The organism is Microbacterium sp. LWO14-1.2, assembly GCF_038397715.1.
In the GTDB taxonomy this organism is placed as follows: domain Bacteria; phylum Actinomycetota; class Actinomycetes; order Actinomycetales; family Microbacteriaceae; genus Microbacterium.
In genome coordinates, this window is record NZ_CP151633.1 from 3228421 (window position 1) to 3251412 (window position 22992).

Annotated in this window: 20 protein-coding genes and 2 rRNA genes; 21 read left to right on the top strand and 1 reads right to left on the bottom strand. The window is 67.7% G+C overall.

Going from position 1 to position 22992, the window contains the following annotated elements:
• The first annotated feature begins 87 nt into the window (after nt 1-87).
• Nucleotides 88-3192 (top strand): 23S ribosomal RNA (locus tag MRBLWO14_RS15555).
• Between the two features lie 105 nt (nt 3193-3297).
• Nucleotides 3298-3414 (top strand): 5S ribosomal RNA (gene rrf, locus MRBLWO14_RS15560).
• Between the two features lie 46 nt (nt 3415-3460).
• Here rrf and MRBLWO14_RS15565 read toward each other — a convergent pair.
• On the bottom strand, nt 3461-4258 hold the full coding sequence (locus tag MRBLWO14_RS15565) for a hypothetical protein (RefSeq protein ID WP_341934003.1): 798 nt from the start codon (nt 4256-4258) through the stop codon (nt 3461-3463).
• A gap of 12 nt (nt 4259-4270) precedes the next feature.
• On the opposite strand from MRBLWO14_RS15565, the gene MRBLWO14_RS15570 reads away from it, so the two are divergent.
• From MRBLWO14_RS15570 to cmk, 19 genes are all read left to right on the top strand, one after another.
• Nucleotides 4271-5161, top strand: a complete 891-nt coding sequence (locus MRBLWO14_RS15570; protein WP_341934004.1) for a hypothetical protein — start codon at nt 4271-4273, stop codon at nt 5159-5161.
• A gap of 6 nt (nt 5162-5167) precedes the next feature.
• Complete coding sequence (locus tag MRBLWO14_RS15575; protein WP_341934005.1) at nt 5168-6205, top strand: HAD-IIA family hydrolase; 1038 nt, start codon at nt 5168-5170, stop codon at nt 6203-6205.
• A gap of 62 nt (nt 6206-6267) precedes the next feature.
• A complete protein-coding gene (locus MRBLWO14_RS15580; RefSeq protein WP_179297633.1) occupies nt 6268-6444 on the top strand; it encodes a hypothetical protein in 177 nt (58 codons plus the stop codon).
• The gene (locus MRBLWO14_RS15585) at nt 6441-7238 is read left to right on the top strand and encodes a TlyA family RNA methyltransferase (protein ID WP_341934006.1); all 798 of its coding nucleotides are present in this window, start codon (nt 6441-6443) and stop codon (nt 7236-7238) included. The genes MRBLWO14_RS15580 and MRBLWO14_RS15585 overlap by 4 nt, the downstream gene beginning before the upstream one ends.
• Entirely contained in the window at nt 7235-8149 is a 915-nt protein-coding gene (locus MRBLWO14_RS15590) for an NAD kinase (protein ID WP_341934007.1), read from the top strand. Before MRBLWO14_RS15585 ends, MRBLWO14_RS15590 begins: the two co-directional genes overlap by 4 nt.
• A complete protein-coding gene (gene recN / locus MRBLWO14_RS15595; protein ID WP_341934008.1) occupies nt 8146-9828 on the top strand; it encodes a DNA repair protein RecN in 1683 nt (560 codons plus the stop codon). The genes MRBLWO14_RS15590 and recN overlap by 4 nt, the downstream gene beginning before the upstream one ends.
• A gap of 26 nt (nt 9829-9854) precedes the next feature.
• Nucleotides 9855-11549 carry a CTP synthase gene (locus MRBLWO14_RS15600; RefSeq protein ID WP_341934009.1) on the top strand — a complete coding sequence of 565 codons (1695 nt, stop codon included), beginning with the start codon at nt 9855-9857 and terminating at the stop codon, nt 11547-11549.
• Nucleotides 11542-12132 carry an NUDIX hydrolase gene (locus MRBLWO14_RS15605; RefSeq protein ID WP_341934010.1) on the top strand — a complete coding sequence of 197 codons (591 nt, stop codon included), beginning with the start codon at nt 11542-11544 and terminating at the stop codon, nt 12130-12132. Before MRBLWO14_RS15600 ends, MRBLWO14_RS15605 begins: the two co-directional genes overlap by 8 nt.
• Nucleotides 12133-12134: 2 nt before the next feature.
• Nucleotides 12135-13037, top strand: coding sequence for a site-specific tyrosine recombinase XerD (xerD, locus tag MRBLWO14_RS15610; protein WP_341934011.1), 903 nt, complete (start codon nt 12135-12137; stop codon nt 13035-13037).
• 158 nt (nt 13038-13195) lie between these two features.
• On the top strand, nt 13196-14215 hold the full coding sequence (locus tag MRBLWO14_RS15615) for a hypothetical protein (RefSeq protein ID WP_341934012.1): 1020 nt from the start codon (nt 13196-13198) through the stop codon (nt 14213-14215).
• A gap of 1 nt (nt 14216) precedes the next feature.
• Entirely contained in the window at nt 14217-15791 is a 1575-nt protein-coding gene (locus MRBLWO14_RS15620; protein ID WP_341934013.1) for a hypothetical protein, read from the top strand.
• The gene (locus tag MRBLWO14_RS15625; protein WP_341934014.1) at nt 15788-16507 is read left to right on the top strand and encodes an ABC transporter ATP-binding protein; all 720 of its coding nucleotides are present in this window, start codon (nt 15788-15790) and stop codon (nt 16505-16507) included. The genes MRBLWO14_RS15620 and MRBLWO14_RS15625 overlap by 4 nt, the downstream gene beginning before the upstream one ends.
• 5 nt (nt 16508-16512) lie before the next feature.
• A complete protein-coding gene (locus tag MRBLWO14_RS15630) occupies nt 16513-17820 on the top strand; it encodes an ABC transporter permease (RefSeq protein WP_341934015.1) in 1308 nt (435 codons plus the stop codon).
• A gap of 104 nt (nt 17821-17924) precedes the next feature.
• The gene (locus MRBLWO14_RS15635; RefSeq protein WP_096715719.1) at nt 17925-18815 is read left to right on the top strand and encodes a ParA family protein; all 891 of its coding nucleotides are present in this window, start codon (nt 17925-17927) and stop codon (nt 18813-18815) included.
• A 100-nt stretch (nt 18816-18915) separates the two neighbouring features.
• Complete coding sequence (locus MRBLWO14_RS15640; RefSeq protein ID WP_341936216.1) at nt 18916-19677, top strand: ScpA family protein; 762 nt, start codon at nt 18916-18918, stop codon at nt 19675-19677.
• Nucleotides 19667-20284, top strand: a complete 618-nt coding sequence (gene scpB, locus MRBLWO14_RS15645) for an SMC-Scp complex subunit ScpB (RefSeq protein WP_341934016.1) — start codon at nt 19667-19669, stop codon at nt 20282-20284. Before MRBLWO14_RS15640 ends, scpB begins: the two co-directional genes overlap by 11 nt.
• 67 nt (nt 20285-20351) lie before the next feature.
• Entirely contained in the window at nt 20352-21149 is a 798-nt protein-coding gene (locus MRBLWO14_RS15650; protein WP_341934017.1) for a pseudouridine synthase, read from the top strand.
• A 41-nt stretch (nt 21150-21190) separates the two neighbouring features.
• Nucleotides 21191-22297, top strand: a complete 1107-nt coding sequence (locus tag MRBLWO14_RS15655) for a prephenate dehydrogenase (RefSeq protein WP_341936217.1) — start codon at nt 21191-21193, stop codon at nt 22295-22297.
• A complete protein-coding gene (gene cmk, locus MRBLWO14_RS15660; protein ID WP_341934018.1) occupies nt 22290-22964 on the top strand; it encodes a (d)CMP kinase in 675 nt (224 codons plus the stop codon). Before MRBLWO14_RS15655 ends, cmk begins: the two co-directional genes overlap by 8 nt.
• Nucleotides 22965-22992: the final 28 nt, after the last annotated feature.

The window sequence follows — 22992 nt, forward strand, 5'->3', positions numbered from 1 at the left end:
TTCGGGTTGTTGCGCAAGATGATCTTAAAGATCATTAGTCAATCTCCATGCCTTTCGGGGTGTGGCGATCGATTCGAACTCATGTGATTTCAAGTCTTTAAGAGCAAACGGTGGATGCCTTGGCATCTGGAGCCGAAGAAGGACGTAGCAATCTGCGATAAGCCTCGGGGAACTGATAAGCAAGTTTTGATCCGAGGGTGTCCGAATGGGGAAACCCCGCTGGGCGGCGTGCCGACCTAGTGACTCCCGCCTGAATATATAGGGCGGGTAGAGGGAACGTGGGGAAGTGAAACATCTCAGTACCCACAGGAAGAGAAAGCAACCGCGATTCCGTTAGTAGTGGCGAGCGAAACCGGATCAGGCTAAACCGAGCGTGTGTGATATCCGGCAGGAGTTGCACGTTCGGGGTTGTGGGACTTTTCAGTCATTTCTGCCGAGATGGCGGCGTTACAAGAAGGTATAGACGAACGGTCTTGAAAGGCCGGTCATAGAGGGTGCCAACCCCGTAGTCGAAATGCCTTGCTTGGCGCGAAGAGTATCCCAAGTAGCACGGGGCCCGTGAAATCCCGTGTGAATCTGTCAGGACCACCTGATAAGCCTAAATACTCCCAGATGACCGATAGCGGACAAGTACCGTGAGGGAAAGGTGAAAAGTACCCCGGGAGGGGAGTGAAATAGTACCTGAAACCGTTTGCTTACAAACCGTTGGAGCACCCCTGGTAGGTGTGACAGCGTGCCTTTTGAAGAATGAGCCTGCGAGTTAGCGATATGTGGCGAGGTTAACCCGTGTGGGGTAGCCGTAGCGAAAGCGAGTCTGAATAGGGCGATTCAGTCGCATGTCCTAGACCCGAAGCGAAGTGATCTATCCATGGCCAGGCTGAAGCGACGGTAAGACGTCGTGGAGGGCCGAACCCACTTAGGTTGAAAACTGAGGGGATGAGCTGTGGATAGGGGTGAAAGGCCAATCAAACTTCGTGATAGCTGGTTCTCTCCGAAATGCATTTAGGTGCAGCGTTGCGTGTTTCTTGCCGGAGGTAGAGCTACTGGATGGCCGATGGGCCCTACAAGGTTACTGACGTCAGCCAAACTCCGAATGCCGGTAAGTGAGAGCGCAGCAGTGAGACTGTGGGGGATAAGCTTCATAGTCGAGAGGGAAACAACCCAGACCACCAACTAAGGTCCCAAAGCGCGTGCTAAGTGGGAAAGGATGTGGAGTTGCTCTGACAACCAGGAGGTTGGCTTAGAAGCAGCCACCCTTGAAAGAGTGCGTAATAGCTCACTGGTCAAGTGATTCCGCGCCGACAATGTAACGGGGCTCAAGCACGCCACCGAAGTTGTGGCATTGACATTATTGGTAGGCCTTCGTGGTCCAGCCGTGTTGATGGGTAGGAGAGCGTCGTGTGGCCAGCGAAGCGGCGGGGTAACCCAGCCGTGGAGGCTACACGAGTGAGAATGCAGGCATGAGTAGCGAAAGACGTGTGAGAAACACGTCCTCCGAAAGACCAAGGGTTCCAGGGTCAAGCTAATCTTCCCTGGGTAAGTCGGGACCTAAGGCGAGGCCGACAGGCGTAGTCGATGGACAACGGGTTGATATTCCCGTACCGGCGAAGAACCGCCCAAACTAATCCAGTAGTGCTAAGTGTCTGAATCCCACTGACTGATCCCTTCGGGGTGACGCTGTGGGCCTAGCGCACGACCCCATGCTGGTGCGGTTAGCGTATTAACAGGTGTGACGCAGGAAGGTAGTCCAAGCCAGGCGATGGTTGTCCTGGTGCAAGTGCGTAGGCCGAGTCATAGGCAAATCCGTGACTCATACAGGCTGAGACACGATGCGGATAAAAAGTGGATGATCCTATGCTGCCAAGAAAAGCATCGACGCGAGGTTCTAGCTGCCCGTACCCCAAACCGACTCAGGTGGTCAGGTAGAGAATACCAAGGAGATCGAGAGAATCGTGGTTAAGGAACTCGGCAAAATGCCCCCGTAACTTCGGGAGAAGGGGGGCCATCCACTTATACGGACTTGCTCCGGAAAGGGTGTGGTGGCCGCAGAGACTAGTGGGTAGCGACTGTTTACTAAAAACACAGGTCCGTGCCAAGTCGCAAGACGATGTATACGGACTGACGCCTGCCCGGTGCTGGAAGGTTAAGAGGACCGGTTAGCCGCAAGGCGAAGCTGAGAATTTAAGCCCCAGTAAACGGCGGTGGTAACTATAACCATCCTAAGGTAGCGAAATTCCTTGTCGGGTAAGTTCCGACCTGCACGAATGGCGTAACGACTTCCCAACTGTCTCAACCGCGAACTCGGCGAAATTGCATTACGAGTAAAGATGCTCGTTACGCGCAGCAGGACGGAAAGACCCCGTGACCTTTACTACAGCTTGGTATTGGTGTTCGGTGTGGCTTGTGTAGGATAGGTGGGAGACTGTGAAGCATGGACGCCAGTTCATGTGGAGTCATTGTTGAAATACCACTCTGGTCACTCTGGATATCTAACTTCGAACCGTAATCCGGTTCAGGGACAGTGCCTGGTGGGTAGTTTAACTGGGGCGGTTGCCTCCCAAAAAGTAACGGAGGCGCCCAAAGGTTCCCTCAACCTGGTTGGCAATCAGGTGTCGAGTGTAAGTGCACAAGGGAGCTTGACTGTGAGACTGACAGGTCGAGCAGGGACGAAAGTCGGGACTAGTGATCCGGCAGTGGCTTGTGGAAGCGCTGTCGCTCAACGGATAAAAGGTACCTCGGGGATAACAGGCTGATCTTGCCCAAGAGTCCATATCGACGGCATGGTTTGGCACCTCGATGTCGGCTCGTCGCATCCTGGGGCTGGAGTAGGTCCCAAGGGTTGGGCTGTTCGCCCATTAAAGCGGTACGCGAGCTGGGTTTAGAACGTCGTGAGACAGTTCGGTCCCTATCCGCTGCGCGCGTAGGAAGTTTGAGAGGATCTGACCCTAGTACGAGAGGACCGGGTTGGACGAACCTCTGGTGTGTCAGTTGTTCCGCCAGGAGCACCGCTGATTAGCTACGTTCGGGATGGATAACCGCTGAAAGCATCTAAGCGGGAAGCCGGCCTCAAGATGAGACTTCCATACCTTCGGGTGAGAGGCTCCCAGCCAGACTACTGGGTTGATAGGCCAGATGTGGAAGCACGGTAACGTGTGCAGCTGACTGGTACTAATAAGCCGATGACTTGATAACACACCGTTCGTTGGTGCTTGCGTCCACTGAGTGGTTCTCGATGTACGGTCGAGAACCGCATAACTAGACTTTGTCGTTATGCAACGATTGAAACATCAATAGTGTTTCGGCGGCCATAGCGTGAGGGAAACGCCCGGTTACATTCCGAACCCGGAAGCTAAGCCTCACAGCGCCGATGGTACTGCAGGGGGGACCCTGTGGGAGAGTAGGACACCGCCGGACTCCTTTTAGACGAAATGGCCACCCAAAGCTGGGTGGCCATTTCGCGTTAACAACACACACGAGAACAGGGAGCACCATGCCGGAAGAGGAAGAGCGCCGTCCGCGTCGCAACGACGACAGAGGACCGCGCCGAGACCGCGCTTCCGGGCCCCGCTCCGATCAGCCACGCCGTGACGGCGGTGCCCCGCGTCGCGAGGGTGGATACAACCGCGATGGAGCCCCGCGTCGCGAAGGCGGCTACAACCGCGATGGAGCCCCGCGTCGCGAGGGTGGCTACAACCGTGACGCTGGACAGCGTCGCGAGGGCGGCTACAACCGCGATGGCGGACAGCGTCGCGATGGCGGCTACAGCCGCGATGGGGCCCCGCGTCGCGAGGGTGGATACAACCGCGATGGAGCCCCGCGTCGCGAGGGCGGGTACAGCCGTGACGGTGGTGCCCCGCGTCGTGAGGGCGGGTACAGCCGTGATGGTGGTGCCCCGCGTCGTGAGGGTGGTTACAACCGTGACGGTGGACAGCGCCGCGAGGGTGGCTACAACCGTGACGGTGGACAGCGCCGCGAGGGCGGCTACAACCGCGATGGCGGACAGCGTCGCGATGGCGGCTACAACCGTGACGGTGCCCCGCGTCGCGAGGGCGGCTACAACCGTGATAGCGGACAGCGTCGCGAAGGCGGCTACAACCGCGATGGCGGACAGCGCCGCGAGGGCGGTTACAACCGCGATGCGCGGAGCCCTCGGCGCGATGGTTCCGCGCCGCAGTCCGAACGCGGCCGGTCCTTCCCGCAGCGCGGGGGAGCGGGCCGTGAACGCCCGTTCCAGGCTGCGGACGAGCGCCCCCGGCACAACGATCCGGCGTTGCCGGAGGACGTGACCGCGCGCGACCTGCACCCGTCCGCTCGGAACGAGCTGAAGACGCTGAGCAAGGAGAACGCGGAGCACGTCGCTCGCCATCTCGCGATGGCATCCCGTCTCATCGACGAGGACCCTGCTCTTGCACACCAGCATGCTCTCGCCGCCTCGCGTCGAGCCGGCCGCATCGCCATCGTGCGGGAGACGCTGGGCATCACCGCCTACGCGAACGAGGACTTCGCGCTCGCCCTCCGCGAGCTCCGCACGTACCGTCGGATCTCCGGCAAGGACGACCAGATCGCCCTGATGGTCGACAGCGAGCGCGGCATCGGACGCCCCGATCGTGCGCTCGAGACGGGCCGCGCCGTCGACCGCAGCGAACTGACGACGCCGGTTCGAGTCGCTCTGGCGATCGCCATGTCCGGTGCGCGTCTCGATCAGGGCGACCTGGAACTGGCTCTGGGTGAGCTCGAGATCCCGGAGCTCGATCCCGACCGCGCGTTCGAGTGGAGTCCGGCACTGTTCTCTGCGCGTGCCGCTGTGCTCGAAGACCTCGGGCGCACTGACGAAGCAGCGTTCTGGGCGCACCGTGCCGAGGTCGCTGCCGAAGCGCTCGGAGTCGACGAAGCCGGCGACGAGGAGATCTTCGTCGAAGACGGCATGATCGACGACATCGAAGACCTCGACGAGGACTCCGACGCCGCCGATGCGGATGCCGGAGCGGAGCCCGACGACGAAAACGACGACGAGAACGAGGACGTCGTCGAGCCCGAGCCGTCGATCGAGGACGAGGTCCGCGAACTGCTCGGCGAGGACGAGACCGACGCGCCCGTATCCGAGGCCGCCGAGACCGAGGCCGAAACTGACGAGGGGCGCGACTCCTCCAAGGAGGTCTGAGGCACGGTGGGACTGTTCTCGAAGAAGCAGGCGCAGCCCACGCCCCTCGACGGCGTCGACGCTGTGCTGGCCGACCTCGACGGAGTGGTCTACGCCGGGCCCGGCGCGCTGCCGTTCGCGGTCGACAGCCTGAACCGTGCTGCAGAGTCGGTGCGTCTCGGCTACATCACGAACAACGCCTCACGGACCGACGCCTCCGTTGCCGCGCACCTCAGCAGCCTCGGACTCGACGTCGCCCCGGCCGATGTGATCACCAGCCCGCAGGCGGCGATGCGACTGCTCGCAGGGATCGTGCCCCCGCCGGCGACCCTCCTCATCGTGGGTGGGGACGGGCTCGTCGACGAAGCCGAGAAGGCCGGCTACACCGTCACGCGCTCGGCCGAGGATTCACCCGCTGCCGTGGTGCAGGGCTTCGCCCCCGAGGTGGCCTGGACCGACCTCGCCGAGGCTGCGTTCGCACTCAAGGTCCCGGAGGAAGAAGGCGGCATCCCCTGGATCGCCACCAACACCGACTGGACGATCCCCCGGGAGCGCGGCGTCGCACCCGGCAACGGCACGCTGGTGTCCGCGGTCCACACGGCGATCGGCCGACTGGCCACGGTCGCGGGCAAGCCCGAGGTGCCGATCTTCGAGGAGGCCCTGTCGCGCTTCGGCGCGCAGAAGCCCCTGTTCATCGGCGACCGCCTCGACACCGACATCCTGGGCGCGGTGCGCGCCGGGATCGACTCGGCGCTGGTGCTCACGGGCATCGACCGCCCGAAGCACGTGCTGGCGGCTCCCGAGGGGTCGCGCCCCACGTTCATCCTCCGCGATCTCCGCGACCTGCACGAGCCGTATCCGACCGTCTCGGTGAGAGACGGCATCCACTCCGTGAACGGTGCGTCCGTCCGTGTCTCCGGGGCGGACGTCGAGATCCTCACGGAGGGCGACGAGCAGATCGATCTGCTCCGGGCCGGTGCGTCCGCGATCTGGGCGTCCGGAACCCCGGTGTTCGTGCTCCGCGTACCGGGGCGTCTCTACGACGACCCGTTCCACCGGCCCTGACGACGGGCGGGCGGTCGCCGTGGCTCCGGCGCGCTGTCGCAGCCGCCGCGTACAGTAGAGACGTGAGCGATGAGACGACGAACGAGCCGACCGACGGTCTGTGGAGTCGCCTGCGCCTGATCGAGGGACAGCCGCTGGCTGCGCGAGCAGACGCGTACTCCGGGCTGCACGACGAACTGTCCCGCCGCCTCGACAGCGGCGCGCGCCTCGATCAGCGCGACGCCCCTGGAGCGCGATGACGCGACTCGACGCCGCCCTCGCCGCGCGAGGACTCGCTCGTTCGCGAACGCACGCTGCATCGTTGATCACGGAAGGTCTCGTCAGCATCGACGGACGGCCCGTGATCAAGCCTTCGACGTCGGTGTCGGACATGGCGGAGATCACCGTCGCCTCTGCCGATCACTACGTCGGCAGAGGCGCGCACAAGCTCATCGCCGCCCTCGACGCGTTCGGGATCGACGTCGACGGACGCCTCGCGCTCGACATGGGCGCGTCGACGGGCGGGTTCACGCAGGTGCTGCGCGAGCGGGGCGCCCGATCGGTGCTGGCCGTCGATGTCGGACACGACCAGCTCGCGGCCTCGGTCGCCGCCGACCCCGGGGTGGTGCTGGTCGAGGGCTACAACGTCCGTCACATGACGCCCGACAACCTCCGCGTCGCGACGGGCGAGCCGCAGGCGCCGGACCTCGTCGTCGGCGACCTGTCGTTCATCTCCCTCGAGCTGGTGCTGCCCGCCGTCGCGGCGGTCGCCGCCCCCCGAGCCGACGTCGTGCTGCTCGTGAAGCCGCAGTTCGAGGTCGGTCGCACCGCGGTGCGCGGAGGACTCGTCACGGACCCCGCCACGCGCGCCGACGCCGTCGCGAGAGTCGTCTGGAGCGCCTGGGACAGCGGGCTCGGCATGCTCGGCATCCTTCCCTCGCCGATCCTCGGCACGCACGGGAACACGGAATATCTCGTACACCTCGCTCCGGGCCGGGGTACGGATCCGTCAGAATGGTCGGAACGCATCAACACACTGGCAGGGGGCCGATGAACGAGCGCAACATCCTGGTCGTCGCCCACGCCAGGCGCACCGACACCGTCGAAGCCGCCCGGCGCGTCGTCGAGGCGCTGAGAGGAGCAGGAGCCCTCCCGGTCCTCGCGGGCGACGACAGCGCGGATCTCAGCGCGGTCGACCCCTTCTTCGCCGACGTGGACGTTCTCGGCGACACCGTCACCCAGGAGGAGCTCGAACTGGCGATCGTGCTGGGCGGGGACGGGACGATCCTCCGCGCGGCGGAGCTCGTGCGGGGCTGCTCGGCTCCCGTGCTCGGCATCAACATGGGGCACGTGGGCTTCCTCGCCGAGATCGACCGCGACGACATGGACGCCGCCGTGCGTCGCGTCATCGACCGCGACTACGACGTCGAGGAACGTCTGGCGCTCTCGGTGCGAGTGAAGGATGCCGACGGCGCTGTCGTCTACGAGACCTTCGCCCTGAACGAGGCGACCGTCGAGAAGGGCAGCCGCGAGCGCATGATCGAGGTCGTGCTCGAGATCGACGGACTGCCACTGTCGAGCTTCGGCTGCGACGGCATGGTCGTGTCGACACCCACCGGGTCGACCGCCTACAACTTCTCCGCCGGCGGGCCGGTGATCTGGCCCACCGTCGAGGCGATCGCCGTGGTGCCGCTGTCGGCGCATGCTCTCTTCGCGAAGCCGCTCGTGGTGAGCCCCGACGCCGCCGTCGCGATCGAGATGCTCGACGGGACGACGGGCTCCGGCATCCTCTGGTGCGACGGTCGACGATCGCACGACCTGCCGCCCGGCGCGCGGGTCGTGGTGCGACGGTCCTCCCGCCCCGTGCGACTGGCGCGTCTGCACACCGCCGAGTTCACGAATCGTCTCGTGCGGAAGTTCCAGCTGCCTGTCGCGGGCTGGCGCGGACAGGGGGCGGGCGCGTGATCGAGGAGATGCGGATGCAGGGGCTCGGCGTGATTGCCGACGCCGTCCTCCCGCTGGGCGCAGGCTTCACCGCGATCACCGGCGAGACCGGCGCGGGGAAGACGATGGTCGTCACGGGTCTCGGACTGCTGCTGGGGGCTCGCGCCGACTCGGGCGCCGTGCGCGCCGGTGCCGCGCAGGCCTCGGTCGCGGGGGTCTGGATCGTGCCCGAGAAGGGCGAGGTCGCCGACATCGTCGCCGACGCCGGCGGCGAGCTCGAGCCGGCGGGCGCCGGCTCAGCCGAGCTGTACGTCTCCCGCACCCTGAGCGCAGAGGGACGCAGTCGCGCGAGCGTGGGCGGACGCGCCGCGCCGGCCGGAGTGCTGTCGTCGTTGGCCGACGAACTCGTCGTCGTGCACGGGCAGTCGGAGCAGCTGCGGCTGCGGTCGGCCGCCGCGCAGCGCGACGCCCTCGACCGGTTCGGCGGTGCACCGATCGCGACCGCGCTCGGGGCCTACGCGGCAGCCTTCGCGCGCTGGCGCGACCTGGATGCCGAGATCGCCGACATCACCCAGAACCGCGACCGTCGAGCCGAGGAGGCCACGAGGCTGCGCGAGTCCCTCGCACTGATCGAGGCGACAGCACCGGAGCCCGGAGAAGACGTCGAGCTCACCGCCCGCGCCGAGCGCCTCGCCAACGCCGAGGACCTGCGTCTCGCCGCGACCCTCGCTCACAACGCGCTGTCGAACGAGGAGGGAGAGCCTGACGCCTCCGTTCTCGTCGCAGAGGCGCGTCGATCGCTCGAGCGCGTGACCGACTCGACTCTCACCGACATCTCCGCCGGTCTCGCCGACATCGGGTACCGCGTCGCCGACCTCGCCGGGCAGCTCTCGGCCTACCTCGCCGACCTCGACGAGTCCGGACCCCACGAGCTCGCCGCCGTCGAAGAGCGTCGCGCAGCGCTCGGAACACTCGTGCGCGCGCACGGCTCCCTCGACGAGGCGCTCGAGCTCTGGCGCACCGGAGCGACCAGGCTCGCCGAGCTCGACGACGACGGCTACCGCATCACGCGACTCGAAACCGAGCGCGACGCCGCCCGCAGCGAGCTCGACGACCTCGCCGCCGCGCTGACCGCAGAACGCACCGCAGCGGCGGCCCGCCTCGGCGCCGCCGTGACGGAAGAGCTGCACGCCCTGGCGATGCCCGACGCGACGCTCGAGGTGGCGGTCACCCCTGGCGCGGAGAGCGCGCACGGTCGCGACGACGTCGGCATCCTGCTCGCGCCGCATCCGGGCGCCGAGCCGCGCTCGGTGTCGAAGGGCGCCTCGGGAGGCGAACTGTCCCGTGTGATGCTGGCCATCGAGGTCGTCATCGCCGGCACCGACCCCGTCCCGACGTTCGTGTTCGACGAGGTCGATGCCGGGATCGGCGGAGCCGCGGCGATCGAGGTCGGCCGACGACTCGCCCGACTCGCAGAGAAGTCGCAGGTCATCGCGGTGACCCACCTCGCGCAGGTCGCAGCCTTCGCGAACAACCACCTCTCGGTCGTGAAATCGCACGACGGAGCGGTCACGGCCTCCAGCGTCCGCCGACTCGAGGGGGAGGAGCGCGAAGCCGAGATGGCCAGGCTGCTCTCCGGACTCGCCGATTCGGACGCCGCACTCACCCATGCCCGCGAACTTCTCAGCCTCGGCGTCTGAGCGAACTGTTAGGATAGAAGCCCGTGATGAACTCTTCTTCTGCGGGGCCCAAAAACGACACGACCAAGCACATCTTCGTGACTGGTGGTGTCGTTTCGTCTTTGGGCAAGGGGCTCACCGCGGCCAGCCTCGGCAACCTGCTCACCGCTCGCGGACTCCGCGTCGTGATGCAGAAGCTCGACCCGTACCTGAACGTCGATCCCGGCACGATGAACCCGTTCCAGCACGGTGAGGTCTTCGTCACCGACGACGGCGCCGAGACCGATCTCGACATCGGCCACTACGAGCGCTTCCTCGACATCAACCTGTCGCAGGCGGCCAACGTCACGACGGGTCAGATCTACTCGCAGGTCATCGCGCGCGAGCGCCGCGGCGAGTACCTGGGCGACACCGTGCAGGTGATCCCGCACATCACCGATGAGATCAAGCGCCGCATGCGCCTGCAGGCGACCGAGGACCCGCAGCCCGACGTCATCATCACCGAGGTCGGCGGCACCGTCGGCGACATCGAATCGCAGCCGTTCCTCGAGTCCGCCCGTCAGCTGCGTCACGAGCTCGGCCGCGACAACGTGTTCTTCGTGCACGTCTCTCTGGTGCCGTTCATGGGGGCGTCGGGCGAGCAGAAGACCAAGCCCACTCAGCACTCGGTGGCTGCGCTCCGCCAGGTCGGCATCCAGCCCGACGCGCTCGTGTTGCGCAGCGACCGTCCGGTCAGCGAGAGCAACCGCAACAAGATCGCTCTCATGTGCGACGTGGATGCCGAGGGCGTCATCAACACGGTCGACCTGCCGAGCATCTACGACATCCCCTCGACTCTCAACGAGCAGGGGCTGGACTCGTACATCGTGCGCCGCCTCGGCCTCGACCAGAAGGCGGAAGAGGTCGACTGGACGCGCTGGAACCGCGTGCTGCACGCCGTGCACAACCCGAAGCACGAGGTCACGATCGGGCTCGTCGGGAAGTACATCGATCTGCCGGACGCCTATCTGTCCGTCACCGAGGCGATCAAGGCCGGCGGCTTCGCGCAGGAGACCAAGGTCAACATCCGGTGGATCCCCTCCGACCTGTGCGAGACGCCCGACGGTGCCCGAGAGCAGCTCGCGGCGCTCGACGGCATCTGCGTGCCAGGCGGATTCGGCATCCGCGGCATCGAGGGCAAGCTCGGCGCGTTGAAGTTCGCACGCGAGCAGGGCATTCCGACCCTCGGTCTCTGCCTCGGCCTGCAGTGCATGGTCATCGAGTACGCGCGTGACGTCGCCGACATCGCCGGCGCGTCGTCGACCGAGTTCGACCCCGAGACCAGCGAGCCCGTCATCGCCACCATGGCCGAGCAGGTCGAGATCCTCGACGGCGGCGACCTCGGGGGCACCATGCGGCTCGGCCTCTACCAGGCGGCTCTCGCCGAGGGGTCGCTGGCCCGCGAGGTCTACGGCGCGCCGATCGCGTCCGAGCGCCACCGCCACCGCTACGAGGTCAACAACGCCTACCGGTCGCGTCTGTCCGAGGCGGGACTCGTGTTCTCGGGGCTGAACCCCGAGCTCGACCTCGTCGAGTACGTCGAGCTGCCGCGCGACGTGCACCCGTACTACATCGCCACGCAGGCGCACCCGGAGCTCCGCTCGCGTCCGACAGACCCGCACCCGCTCTTCCGTGGACTGGTGGGCGCCGCGATCGAGCGCCACCGCGCGAGCGAGCTGTTCGATGTCGAAGCCGATGCCTGAGAACCCGGTCGCCGCGGGCGAGCTCCGCGACGAGGCCTTCGAACCCGAGGTGCTGCAGAGCGACCTCGCGTTCGAGGGCGCCGTCTGGAACGTCCGCGACGACCGCGTGCGCTACGGCGACGGTGAGATCCGTCGGCAGTACGTCGAGCACACCGGCGCGGTCGCGATCCTCGCGCTCGATGACGACGGGCGGGTGCTGCTGATCCAGCAGTACCGGCATCCGATCCGTCACCGCGACTGGGAGCTGCCCGCCGGTCTGCTCGACGTCGACGGCGAGGAGCCGCTGGCTGCGGCGCAGCGGGAGCTGGCGGAGGAGGCGGATCTGGTCGCCGCCCACTGGGAGCCGCTCGTCTCGTCGTGGACCACTCCCGGGGGCAACGACGAGGCGATCCACATCTTCCTCGCGACCGGGGTCTCGGCCGCGCCGTCCGCGCACCAGCGCGAGGACGAGGAAGCCGACATCCGTGTCGAATGGGTTCCGCTCGACGCGGTGATCGCGGCGGTCATGGCGGGGCGGATGCGCAACGGCATCCTCACCATCGGCGTGTTGGCGACCGCGCAGAGGCTGCGCGACCGGGCCTGAGCATGCAGCTCGACCGCGCGCTCGACTCGTACCTGCGCCATGTGACGATCGAGCGCGGTCTGAGCGATCACACGATCGCCGCCTACCGGCGCGATCTCGCCGGATACCTCGAGTGGCTGACCGCAGACGGCATCGCCGACACGGCGGAGATCACTCCCGCGGTCGTCGGGCGCTTCATCGCGGAGCGGTCCTCCGGTGAGCCCGCACCGGCGGCCACGAGCCTCGCGAGACTCCAGTCGTCGGTGCGTGGCTGGCACCGCTTCCTCGCGCGGGAGGGCATCGAGGACGACGATCCGAGCGGCCGCCTCCGTCCGCCGAAAGCTCCGCGTCGGCTGCCGAAGGCCCTCACGATCGATCAGGTCGAGCGGCTGCTGGCGGCGCCGTCGGCCGAGGAGCCGATCGGCATCCGCGACCGTGCACTGCTCGAGCTGCTCTACGCCACCGGCGCTCGTGTGTCGGAAGCGGTGGGCCTCGACGTCGACGACGTCTCGCACGGCGACGTGCTGCGGCTGCGAGGCAAGGGCTCGAAGGAACGCATCGTGCCCGTCGGCTCGTATGCGCGCGCGGCCGTCGACGCGTACCTCACGCGCGTGCGCCCCGGTCTCGCGGCCAAGGGGCGGGCGTCGGCGCGGCTGTTCCTCGGCGCCCGCGGGGCGCCCCTCTCGCGTCAGAGCGCCTGGCTCGTGATCCGGGATGCCGCCGAGCGCGCGCAGATCACGTCCGAGGTGTCGCCGCACACGCTCCGGCACTCGTTCGCGACCCACCTGCTGCAGGGCGGCGCCGACGTCCGCGTGGTCCAGGAACTGCTCGGACACGCCTCGGTCGCCACGACGCAGATCTACACCCACGTGTCCGTGGACACGCTGCGCGACGTCTACGCGACCTCGCATCCGCGAGCGCGCTGAGCGTCTCGGATGCGGGTGTCGGATCCCGCTCTTTCGACGGCTGTCGTCAGTCCGCAGAGTTATCCACGTCATCCATTTGGGGGACGCGAGGATTCGTCCGACTTCCCTATGCTTGCCCGAGACCTCCGACCACCGGTCGGCCGACGAAGGAGCAAGACATGCGTACCACCGGTCCTCTCGCGGCGGGAATCGCCGCGACCGCCCTGGCGCTCACCCTGACCGGATGCGCAGGCCCGTCCGCAGACGAACTCAGCTACGAGGACTCGCCACTGGGGCAGTACCTCTCGTCCGCCTACGGCGGCGACCTCTCCGAGGAAGAGCAGCAGAAGAAGTGGGAGGAGCAGCAGCGCGCCCAGGAGGAGCTCATGGCCGAGTGCATGGCTGAGGAGGGTTTCGAGTACAAGCCCAACGTGCAGAACACGGGCACCTCCGTCTCGGTCGAAGACATCGAGTGGGAGCCCGAGAAGAAGGAGTGGGTCGAGAAGTACGGCTATGGCATCGTCAACAGCCCCTACTCCGAGAACGCAGACGAGGGCACCGCGGAGGAGTACGTCGACCCGAACCAGGAGTACATCGAATCGCTGTCGGAGTCGGAGCAGACCGCCTACTACGAGACCGCCTACGGCGTGCCGCCGGAGGAGGACGAGCTCGCCGAGGACGGCAGCTTCGAGTACAACTGGGAGGACGCGGGGTGCCAGGGGTGGGCCCAGCACGAGCAGCAGGGTGAGGACCCGTGGCAGGCGGACGAGTTCGCCGACCTCCGCAAGAAGATGGAGAAGCTCTGGAGCTCCACGCAGGAGTCGCCCGAGTTCAAGGAGCTCAACGCCGCGTGGTCGTCGTGCATGGACGACGGGGGAGAGCCGGGATTCTCGGCGCAGATGGACGCCCAGCAGTCCATCGCCGACGAGTCGAGCAAGATCTACGACGAGGCGTACGGCGACGGGTCCACCGAGGTGGACACGGAGTCGCCCGACTTCGTCGACCCGTCGTCGAGCCCTGAGATGAAGGCGCTCGGCGAGCGCGAGATCGAGCTCGCTCTCGTCGACCTCGAGTGCCGCACGAAGACGTCGTACACGGCCGAGTCCCTGAAGATCCAGTTCGCGCTGGAGGAGAAGTTCATCGCGGAGAACAAGGCGGACCTCGAGGCGTTCAAGGCCGCGGCCGAGCAGAACAACTGACATGAGGGACGACGAGACTCCGACGACCGAACTGCCTGCAGAGCTCCTTCCCGAGCACGACGACCTCGTTGCCGAGGACGGCGGCGGGGCCGCGGCGACATCCCGGGTGAGTGGATGGGGCCGCATCCTCCGGGGCAACCGGACCCTGTGGATCGTCGCGCTGTGCGCGGTGGTCAGCCTGGTCGCCGGCCTCCTCGTCGGTCGCTTCCTGATCGCGCCGGCGCAGGCGAGCGAGGCGCCTGATCCCGGCCTGGTCACCGTGCCGGTCGAGTTCGGTCCGCTGAGCAACGACGTCACCCTGCGTGCGGACGTCGGGTACGCAGACGCCGTCGAGGTCACCATCGACACCACCGGGGGAGGGAGCGTCGTGACCGGGGCCGTTCCCGAAGTCGGCGCCACCCTGTCCCCGCTGTCCATCGCCCTCGAGATCGAGGGCCGGCCCGTGATCGTGCTCCCCGGCGAGCTGCCCTCGTACCGGACGCTCCGCGTCGGCGTGTCCGGTCCGGACGTGCTGCAGCTGAAGCAGGCCCTCGTCAGCGTGGGCATCGATGCCGGAGACGTGTCATCGAACCTCTTCGACCAGGCGACGGCCAACGCGGTCGGCCAGCTCTACGCGCAGGCGGGGTACCCGCTGCCCGCCCCCGAGGAGGGGGCGGAGGATGCCGTGCGGTCCGCCGAGGAGGGTGTGCGCTCGGCCAAGAGCGAGGTCTCCCGTGCCCAGCAGGAGCTCACCGCAGCAGGCGCGGGGCCGTCGAAGGTCGAGAGCTTCCAGGCCGATGTCGCCGTCGCCAAGGCCGAGCAGGCGCTGGCCGACGCACGGAACGGCGTCGAAGGGGCGCCGACCGTCCAGCAGGCGGAGTGGGATCTGCAGACAGCCCGTCTGGAGCGCGATCAGCTGTGGGCCGCGAAGAACACCGGTGCCGAGAGGGCCGCGCTGGACGCGGCACGGGCACAGGTCGACTCCGCGAATCAGGCTCTCGAGAGCGCTCGGCAGAGCGTGCTCCCGTATCTGCCCTCCAGCGAGGTGCTCTTCCTCACAGAGCTCCCGCGTCGCGTCGACGCTGTCGAGGTCAAGCGCGGCACGACGATCTCGGGTCCGGTGATGACGGTCTCCGGTGCGACCGTTCGACTGACGGGCGCGGCTGCCGAGGCGGACGCCCGGCTGCTCCAGGTCGGCTCCGAGGGGATCTTCGAGCTGCCGGACGGCACCGAGCACCGCGCGGTCGTGTCGGAGCTCAAGCCCGGCAAAGACAGCAAGGCGCGATGGGAGGTGCTGTTCGAACCGGATCCGCTCACGCCGGAGCAGATCACCGCGCTGCAGGACAGCAACGTGCGGGTGCGGATCGCCGTGGGCGCGACCGACGGCGACGTGCTCTCCGTGCCGCTCGCAGCCCTCACCGCCGGCCCGGGCGGGGAGTCCCGCGTGCAGGTCGTCGAGTCCGATCCCCGTGACGGGGAGGACGCCAAGACGCGCCTCGTCGTCGTGGAGACAGGACTCGCGGCCAAGGGCGCGGTGGAGGTGACGCCCGTCGACGGCGACCTCGAAGAGGGCGAGCTCGTGGTGGTCGGAGAGTGACGTCGCTCACCGAGCCCGCGTCGGCGGCGCCGGATGCCGTGCAGGCCGGGCCGCTCGTCGAGCTCAGAGACGTCACGAGGTCGTTTCCCGGCCCACCGGAGGTGCAGGCGCTCAAGGGAGCCACGCTCTCGATCGCTCCGGGCGACTATCTCTCGATCGTCGGGCCCAGCGGCTCAGGCAAGTCGACGATGTTGAACATCCTCGGACTCCTCGACCGTCCCAGCGTCGGCGAGTACCGTCTGGCCGGCTCGCTCACGGGAGATCTGTCGGACGACGAGAGAGCCGCCGTGCGTGCGCGCTTCATCGGGTTCGTGTTCCAGTCGTTCCACCTGCTGCCGCGCCGCAGCGTGCTCGACAACGTGCTGATGCCCATGCTGTACAGCGGGGTTCCGCGTCGCGAGCGCGAGTCCAGGGCACAGGACGCCCTGCAGAGAGTGGGTCTCGGTCATCGGGTCGACTTCCTGCCGAACTCTCTGTCCGGTGGCGAACGGCAGCGTGTCGCCGTGGCGAGGGCCGTCGTCAGCGGGCCACGGCTCCTTCTCGCCGACGAGCCCACCGGCAACCTCGATCAGCGGACCTCGGGAGAGGTGATGTCGCTGTTCGAAGAGCTCAACGACGACGGACTCACGCTCGTGGTCATCACGCACGACGACGGGGTCGCGCGGCGGGCACGCCGCTGCATCCGCATCGCCGACGGCCGATTGAGCGAACTGTGATCCGGATGCCATGGCGCAGACGGCCGGCGCACGACGCCGCGGAGCCCGCCGTCGAAGACGGACCGACCTCCCTCGTCGCCGGGGTGGCTCACGCGGACCGCTTCACGTTCCAGGATTTGGTCGCCGAGGCCACTTCCGACATCGGTTCGCGCCCGGCGCGGCTCGTCATGACGATCCTGGGCACCGTGCTCGGCATTGCCTCGCTCGTCGCGACCATCGGATTCGCGCAGACGGCGGCGGCTCAGATCGCGAGCCAGTTCGACGGCGCAGCCGCGACCCGTGTGGTCGTGCAGGCGACCGAGGCGCAGTCGGGGTCGCAGAACAAGAGCGTGGCCGCGGGGCGTCTGCCCTGGGACTCGCCCGACCGCGTCGAACTGCTGGCCGGTGTCGAGAGCGCGACACTGCTCGGCGAGGTGGAGCTCGCGGAGGGCGAGACGATCACTGCCGTGCCCGTCAACGACCCGGCGGCCGCAGCCGTCGCCTCGCCTCGTCTGTTCTCGGCATCCGCCGAACTGCTCGACACCGCGGAGGGCGGGCTCGTCACCGGGCGGTTCTTCGACCGCGGTCACGATCAGCGAGCCGACCGCGTCGCCGTGCTCGGCAGCCGTCTCGCAGAGCGCATGGGCATCAACCGCGTCGACTCGCAGCCCTCCGTCTTCATCGCGGGCGTGGCGTACGCGGTCGTCGGGATCGTCGACGGCATGGACCGGCGCAGCGAGCTCCTGGATGCCGTGATCATCCCGACCGGTTCGGCCAGAGCCGACTTCGGGCTCGAAGCGCCGTCGGAGCTCGACATCAGGATCGACGTCGGCGCGGGACCGCAGGTCGCCGAGCAGAGCGTGCTGGCGCTCGCGCCCGACGACCCGGAGAGCCTCGAAGCCCGCGCGCCGTCCGGATCGTCCGATCTCAGCCAGAGCGTCCAGGCGGACGTCAACGTCGTGTTCCTCATCCTCGGAGTCATCGCCCTCCTCGCCGGAGGTCTCGGCATCGCGAACGTCACCCTGCTGTCGGTCATGGAGCGGATCGGGGAGATCGGCCTGCGTCGCGCGCTCGGTGCGACCCGGCGTCAGATCGGCGCGCAGTTCATGGTCGAGTCGATCGTCATCGGGTTCATCGGCGGTCTGATCGGGTCCGCTCTCGGGGTGGTCGCGGTGATCGTCGTCGCCGCGGTGCAGGGCTGGACGCCGGTCACGGATCCGCTGGTCGCCGTCGCGGGAGCATTCCTCGGCGCTCTGGTCGGCTGGGGGTCGGGCTGGTACCCCGCTCGGCGCGCCGCGCGGATCGAACCGGTCGCAGCTCTGCGGGGCGGGTGATCGGGGCATCGACAGGGTCCTTCGGCCCGCTCGCCGCGCGGCGAGGGGGCTCCGCCGCACGCCTGCCGCTACAATCGACCAAGCACGAGGGAGCAGGAGAAGCGGTGGCGGAGAAAGCGGCGAAGTCCAGGGCGAAGGCACGGAAGGCCGACGAGACACCCCTCGGACCGACCGGCCGGCCGTATCACGGGTTCCCCACCCCTGAGCCGCTGGCCTCGCACGGACCGGCTCGGATCATCGCCCTCTGCAACCAGAAGGGCGGCGTGGGCAAGACCACGACGTCGATCAACCTCGCCGCAGCCCTGGCGGAGTACGGCCGCAAGGTGCTCGCCGTCGACTTCGACCCGCAGGGCGCCCTGTCGGCGGGTCTCGGCATCCAGACGCACGACGTGACGACGATCTACGATCTGCTTCTCGACACCAAGCGCGATGCGCATGAGGCGATCGTGCACACGAGCGTCGACGGCCTCGACGTGATGCCCGCGAACATCGACCTCTCTGCCGCGGAGGTGCACCTCGTCAACGAGGTCGCCCGCGAGACGATCCTCGCGCGGGTGCTGCGTCAGGTCGCGGGGGAGTACGACGTCATCCTCATCGACTGCCAGCCGTCTCTCGGGCTGCTGACGGTGAACGCGTTGACCGCCGCTCACGGCGTCATCATCCCGCTCGAGTGCGAGTTCTTCGCGCTTCGCGGCGTCGCTCTGCTGATCGAGACGATCGACAAGGTGCGCGACCGTCTGAACCCCTCCATCACCATGGACGGACTGCTCGCGACGATGTACGACCCGCGCACGCTGCACTCGCGCGAGGTGCTGGAGCGTGTGGTCGAGGCGTTCGGCGACGACGTGCTCGAGACCGTCATCGGTCGAACCGTCAAGTTCCCCGACGCGTCCGTCTCCGGCGTCCCCATCACCGAGTTCGCTCCGGAGCACGCCGCCGCCCAGGCGTACCTGCGGCTGGCGCGGGAGCTGGTCGCCCGTGGCGCCGTCGCCTGACGAGACCCCCGAGACGCTCGCGTCCGTCGAGTCGGACGAGGCGACAGCCGCGGCATCCGAGACGCCGTCGGCCGAGTCCGAGGCAGGGTTCCGGGTCTCGCTGTCGAACTTCGACGGACCGTTCGACCTGCTGCTGAACCTCATCTCGAAGCACGAGATGGACATCACCGAGGTCTCGCTGAGCGCCGTCACGAACGAGTTCATCGCCTACCTGCAGCACCTCGACGACGACGAGGAACTCGATCAGGCATCGGAGTTCCTCGTCGTCGCAGCCACCCTCCTCGACATGAAGGTCGCCGGACTCCTCCCTCAGGGAGAGCTGGTGGATGCCGAGGCCGTGGCGCTCCTCGAAGCGCGCGACCTGCTGTTCGCGCGGCTGCTGCAGTACCGCGCCTTCAAGGAGGTGTCGGCCTGGTTCGCGCGCTGCCTGCAGCGGGAGGATCGCCGGCACGTCAGGGCGGTCAGGCTCGACGAGAAGCACCGCACGCAGACCCCCGAGCTCGTGTGGTCGCTGAGCGTCGACGACTTCGCGGCTCTCGCTCTGCTGGCCTTCGCGCCGAAGGAGATCCCGCACGTCGGCCTCGACCATCTGCATGCTCCGCTCGTCAGCATCCGCGAACAGGCGGCGATCGTCGTCACGCTGCTGCGCGGCGCGGAGTCGCTGAGCTTCCGCGAGCTGGTGTCCGGCATCCGCGAGCCGGGCATCGTCGTGGCCCGGTTCATCTCCGTGCTGGAGCTGTACCGGCACGCTGCGCTGAGCTTCGAACAACTGGAACCGCTCGGCGAGCTGACGCTGCGCTGGGCCGCCGACTCCTGGTCGGACGAGACACTCGCGAGCCTGGGGGCCGACTATGACCGATGACCTGACCGCACCGGCCGAGCAGGAGGCGGTGGACCGGACGGCTCCCACCGAGACTCCGCTGGCCGAGCGGATCGAGGCGATTCTGCTGATCATCGACGAGCCCATCGGCCTGGTCGCCCTGGCTGCGGCCGTCGGATCGCCCGTGCCGGCCGTACGACAGACGATCGAGGCGCTGGTCGAGGACTACGACGGCCGGGGTGCCGGTCCGCGGCGCGGCTTCGAGCTGCGCGAGGTGGGCGGTGGCTGGCGTCTGTACGTGCGCGAAGACCACGACTCCCTCGTCGCCGAGTTCGTCGGCGGTCAGGCACCCGCACGGCTGTCGCAGGCGGCTCTCGAGACCCTCGCGGTCATCGCCTACAAGCAGCCCGTCACGCGCAGCCAGGTGGCGTCGATCCGGGCCGTCAACGTCGATTCGGTCGTGCGCACGCTCCTCGCACGAGGACTGATCACCGAGCTCTTCGCCGACTCGGAGACGGGCGCGATCAACTACGGCACCACCGACGCGCTGCTGCAGCACCTCGGGATCAACTCGCTCGACGAGCTGCCCCCGATCTCGCCGCTGCTCGACGACGGCGCCGATGGTTTCGATGAAGGAGTGGTCCGGTGAGCAGGCACCGTATCTCCGCCGGCGACCGCGGCAGCGCACGATCCTGTTCCGATGAAGGAGTGGTCCGATGACCGGCTTTTCCCCCGACAGCGCACCCGAAGGTGTCCGACTGCAGAAGGTGCTCGCCGCGGCGGGGGTCGCATCCCGCCGGGTCGTGGAGCAGTACATCGTCGAGGGGCGGATCCGTGTGAACGGCCGCGCCGTGACCGAGCTGGGAACGCGCATCGACCCGGAGACCGATCTCGTCGACGTCGACGGGACGGCCGTGCAGCTCGATGTGTCCAAGCGCTACGTCATGCTCAACAAGCCGACGGGTGTCGTCAGCAGCATGCGCGACGAGAGCGGCCGCCCCGACCTCCGCCGTTTCACGAAGGACTTCGAGGAGCGCCTGTACAACGTCGGCCGCCTCGACGCCGAGACCAGCGGTCTGCTCGTGCTCACGAACGACGGCGAGCTCGCCCACGTCCTCGCGCACCCGTCGTTCGGCGTCACCAAGGTGTACATCGCCAAGGTCGACGGAGCGGTCACTGCGCAGACGATCTCGAAGCTCACGAAGGGGATCGAGCTGGAGGACGGTCCGATCGTCGCCGACAAGGCGCGGCTCCTGGACACCTCCCGCGGGTCGAGCCTCGTCGAGCTCACCCTGCACTCCGGTCGCAACCGGATCGTGCGTCGCATGATGGCGGCAGTGGGACATCCCGTCACCGAGCTCGTTCGCCGCCAGTTCGGCCCGCTGCACCTGGGAACCCTCCCGGCCGGCCGCACGCGTGAACTGACTAAAATCGAACTCGGTGCGCTGCTGACTCTGGCGCGCCGTGATTCCGGTGTCGCCGCGGCGCCAGGCGAGCAGCAGGAGAACGAGTGACCGAGACGACGAGTGCGCCCGGCGGGGCGCCGACGACCGGCGTGTCCGCGCCGCGCGTCGCGACCCGTCTGTCGGGCACCGTGCGCATCGTCGGCGCCGGCCTGCTCGGCGCGAGCATCGGGCACGCCCTCCGGGCGAAGGGCGTCGACGTCGTGCTCGCCGACACGTCTCCGGCTCAGCTGCGTCTCGCGATCGACTACGGCGCCGGTCGGGCTGCGACGGATGCCGACACCCCCGCGCTCGTCGTGGTGGCTGTACCGCCCGACGTCACTGCGGATGTGATCGAGGCGGAACTCGCACGGTTCCCCGAGGCCGTGGTCACGGATGTCGCGAGCGTGAAGCTGGAGCCGTTCGCCGCCCTGCAGAAGCGCGGCGTCGACATCACCCGCTACATCGGCTCCCACCCGCTCGCCGGTCGGGAGCGCGGCGGAGCGATCTCCGCGCGAGCCGACCTGTTCATCGGGCGACCGTGGGTCGTCTGCCGAGACGGGGACACGAAGGCCTCCGACCTCGCTCTCGTCGAGGCTCTCGCTTTGGACGTCGGCGCCATGCCTCTCGAGATGACACCGGAGGAGCACGACCGGTCGGTCGCGCTCACATCGCACGTGCCGCAGGTCGTCGCGAGCCTGCTCGCCGCGCGGCTCGCCGTCGCCGACGAGGGCGCGCTGCGTCTGTCGGGTCAGGGCGTGCGCGACACGACGCGCATCGCGGCATCCGCGCCCGAGCTGTGGGTGCAGATCCTCGGCGCGAACGCCGGACCGGTCGTGGAGATCCTCGACGCGCTGGCAGACGACCTCCGCGAGGTGTCGGATGCGCTGCGGGCTCCGGACGCCCCCGGTGCACGGCGGGTGGTCGCGGAGACGATCAAGCAGGGGAACGACGGTGTCGAGCGCCTGCCGGGCAAGCATGGCCAGAACCATCGCTTCGAGAGCCTCGTCGTCATGGTCGACGACACCGCCGGCCAGCTCGGGCGACTGTTCGGAGAACTGGGCGAGCTCGGTGTCAACGTCGAGGATCTGCGCCTCGAGCACTCGCCTGGTGCGCAGTTCGGCCTCGCCGAGATCAGCGTCGACCCTGCGGCGCTGCACGGTGCGATCACCGGACTCCAGGAACGCGGCTGGCGGATTGCAGGGGCGACCAATGACTGACTTCATCGCGATCGACGGGCCCGCGGGTTCCGGCAAGTCGAGTGTCTCGAAAGCCGTCGCTCGACGGCTCGGTTTCGGCTATCTCGACACGGGATCGGCCTATCGGGCCCTCGCCTGGCACGTCCTCGACCGCGGTGCGGACACCGACGATGCGGATTCGGTGCGCGTCGCAGCATCCGACTTCCCGGTCCGGCTGGGGCTCGACCCCGACGACCGTACGGTGCTCGTCGGCGATGCCGACGTCACCGACGCGATCAGGGAGTCGCGGGTCTCCGGTGCCGTGAGCGGTGTCGCGCGCGTGCCCGAGGTGCGCGAGCAGGTCAACCGCCTGTTCCGCACGCTCGTCGCCGAGGCCCCCTACCCGGCCGTCGTCGTGGAGGGCCGTGACATCACCACCGTCGTCGCGCCCGACGCCCCTGTTCGGATCCTGCTCACCGCCGCGCCCGAGGTGCGTGCAGCGCGCCGCGCCGGTGAGCTCGCGGGCGAGAACGCCCAGGCCGTCGCCGAGGCGCTGCACAAGCGCGACGCCTCAGACAGTGCGGTCGTCGACTTCCTCAACGCCGCGGACGGCGTCGAGGTCGTCGACTCGACCGCGCTCGATTTCCCCCAGACCATCGACGCCGTACTCGCGGTGATCGAACGACTCCGAGGAGCACACCGTGGCTGACGACGAATACGAAGGCGGCCCCGACCAG

Coding starts and splice junctions, on each gene's coding strand:
- MRBLWO14_RS15585 (WP_341934006.1), top strand. CDS start 6,441: ATGACGCGACTCGACGCCGCCCTCGCCGCGCGAGGACTCGCTCGTTCG.
- MRBLWO14_RS15590 (WP_341934007.1), top strand. CDS start 7,235: ATGAACGAGCGCAACATCCTGGTCGTCGCCCACGCCAGGCGCACCGAC.
- MRBLWO14_RS15600 (WP_341934009.1), top strand. CDS start 9,855: ATGAACTCTTCTTCTGCGGGGCCCAAAAACGACACGACCAAGCACATC.
- MRBLWO14_RS15605 (WP_341934010.1), top strand. CDS start 11,542: ATGCCTGAGAACCCGGTCGCCGCGGGCGAGCTCCGCGACGAGGCCTTC.
- xerD (WP_341934011.1), top strand. CDS start 12,135: ATGCAGCTCGACCGCGCGCTCGACTCGTACCTGCGCCATGTGACGATC.
- MRBLWO14_RS15615 (WP_341934012.1), top strand. CDS start 13,196: ATGCGTACCACCGGTCCTCTCGCGGCGGGAATCGCCGCGACCGCCCTG.
- MRBLWO14_RS15620 (WP_341934013.1), top strand. CDS start 14,217: ATGAGGGACGACGAGACTCCGACGACCGAACTGCCTGCAGAGCTCCTT.
- MRBLWO14_RS15630 (WP_341934015.1), top strand. CDS start 16,513: ATGCCATGGCGCAGACGGCCGGCGCACGACGCCGCGGAGCCCGCCGTC.
- scpB (WP_341934016.1), top strand. CDS start 19,667: ATGACCGATGACCTGACCGCACCGGCCGAGCAGGAGGCGGTGGACCGG.
- MRBLWO14_RS15650 (WP_341934017.1), top strand. CDS start 20,352: ATGACCGGCTTTTCCCCCGACAGCGCACCCGAAGGTGTCCGACTGCAG.
- cmk (WP_341934018.1), top strand. CDS start 22,290: ATGACTGACTTCATCGCGATCGACGGGCCCGCGGGTTCCGGCAAGTCG.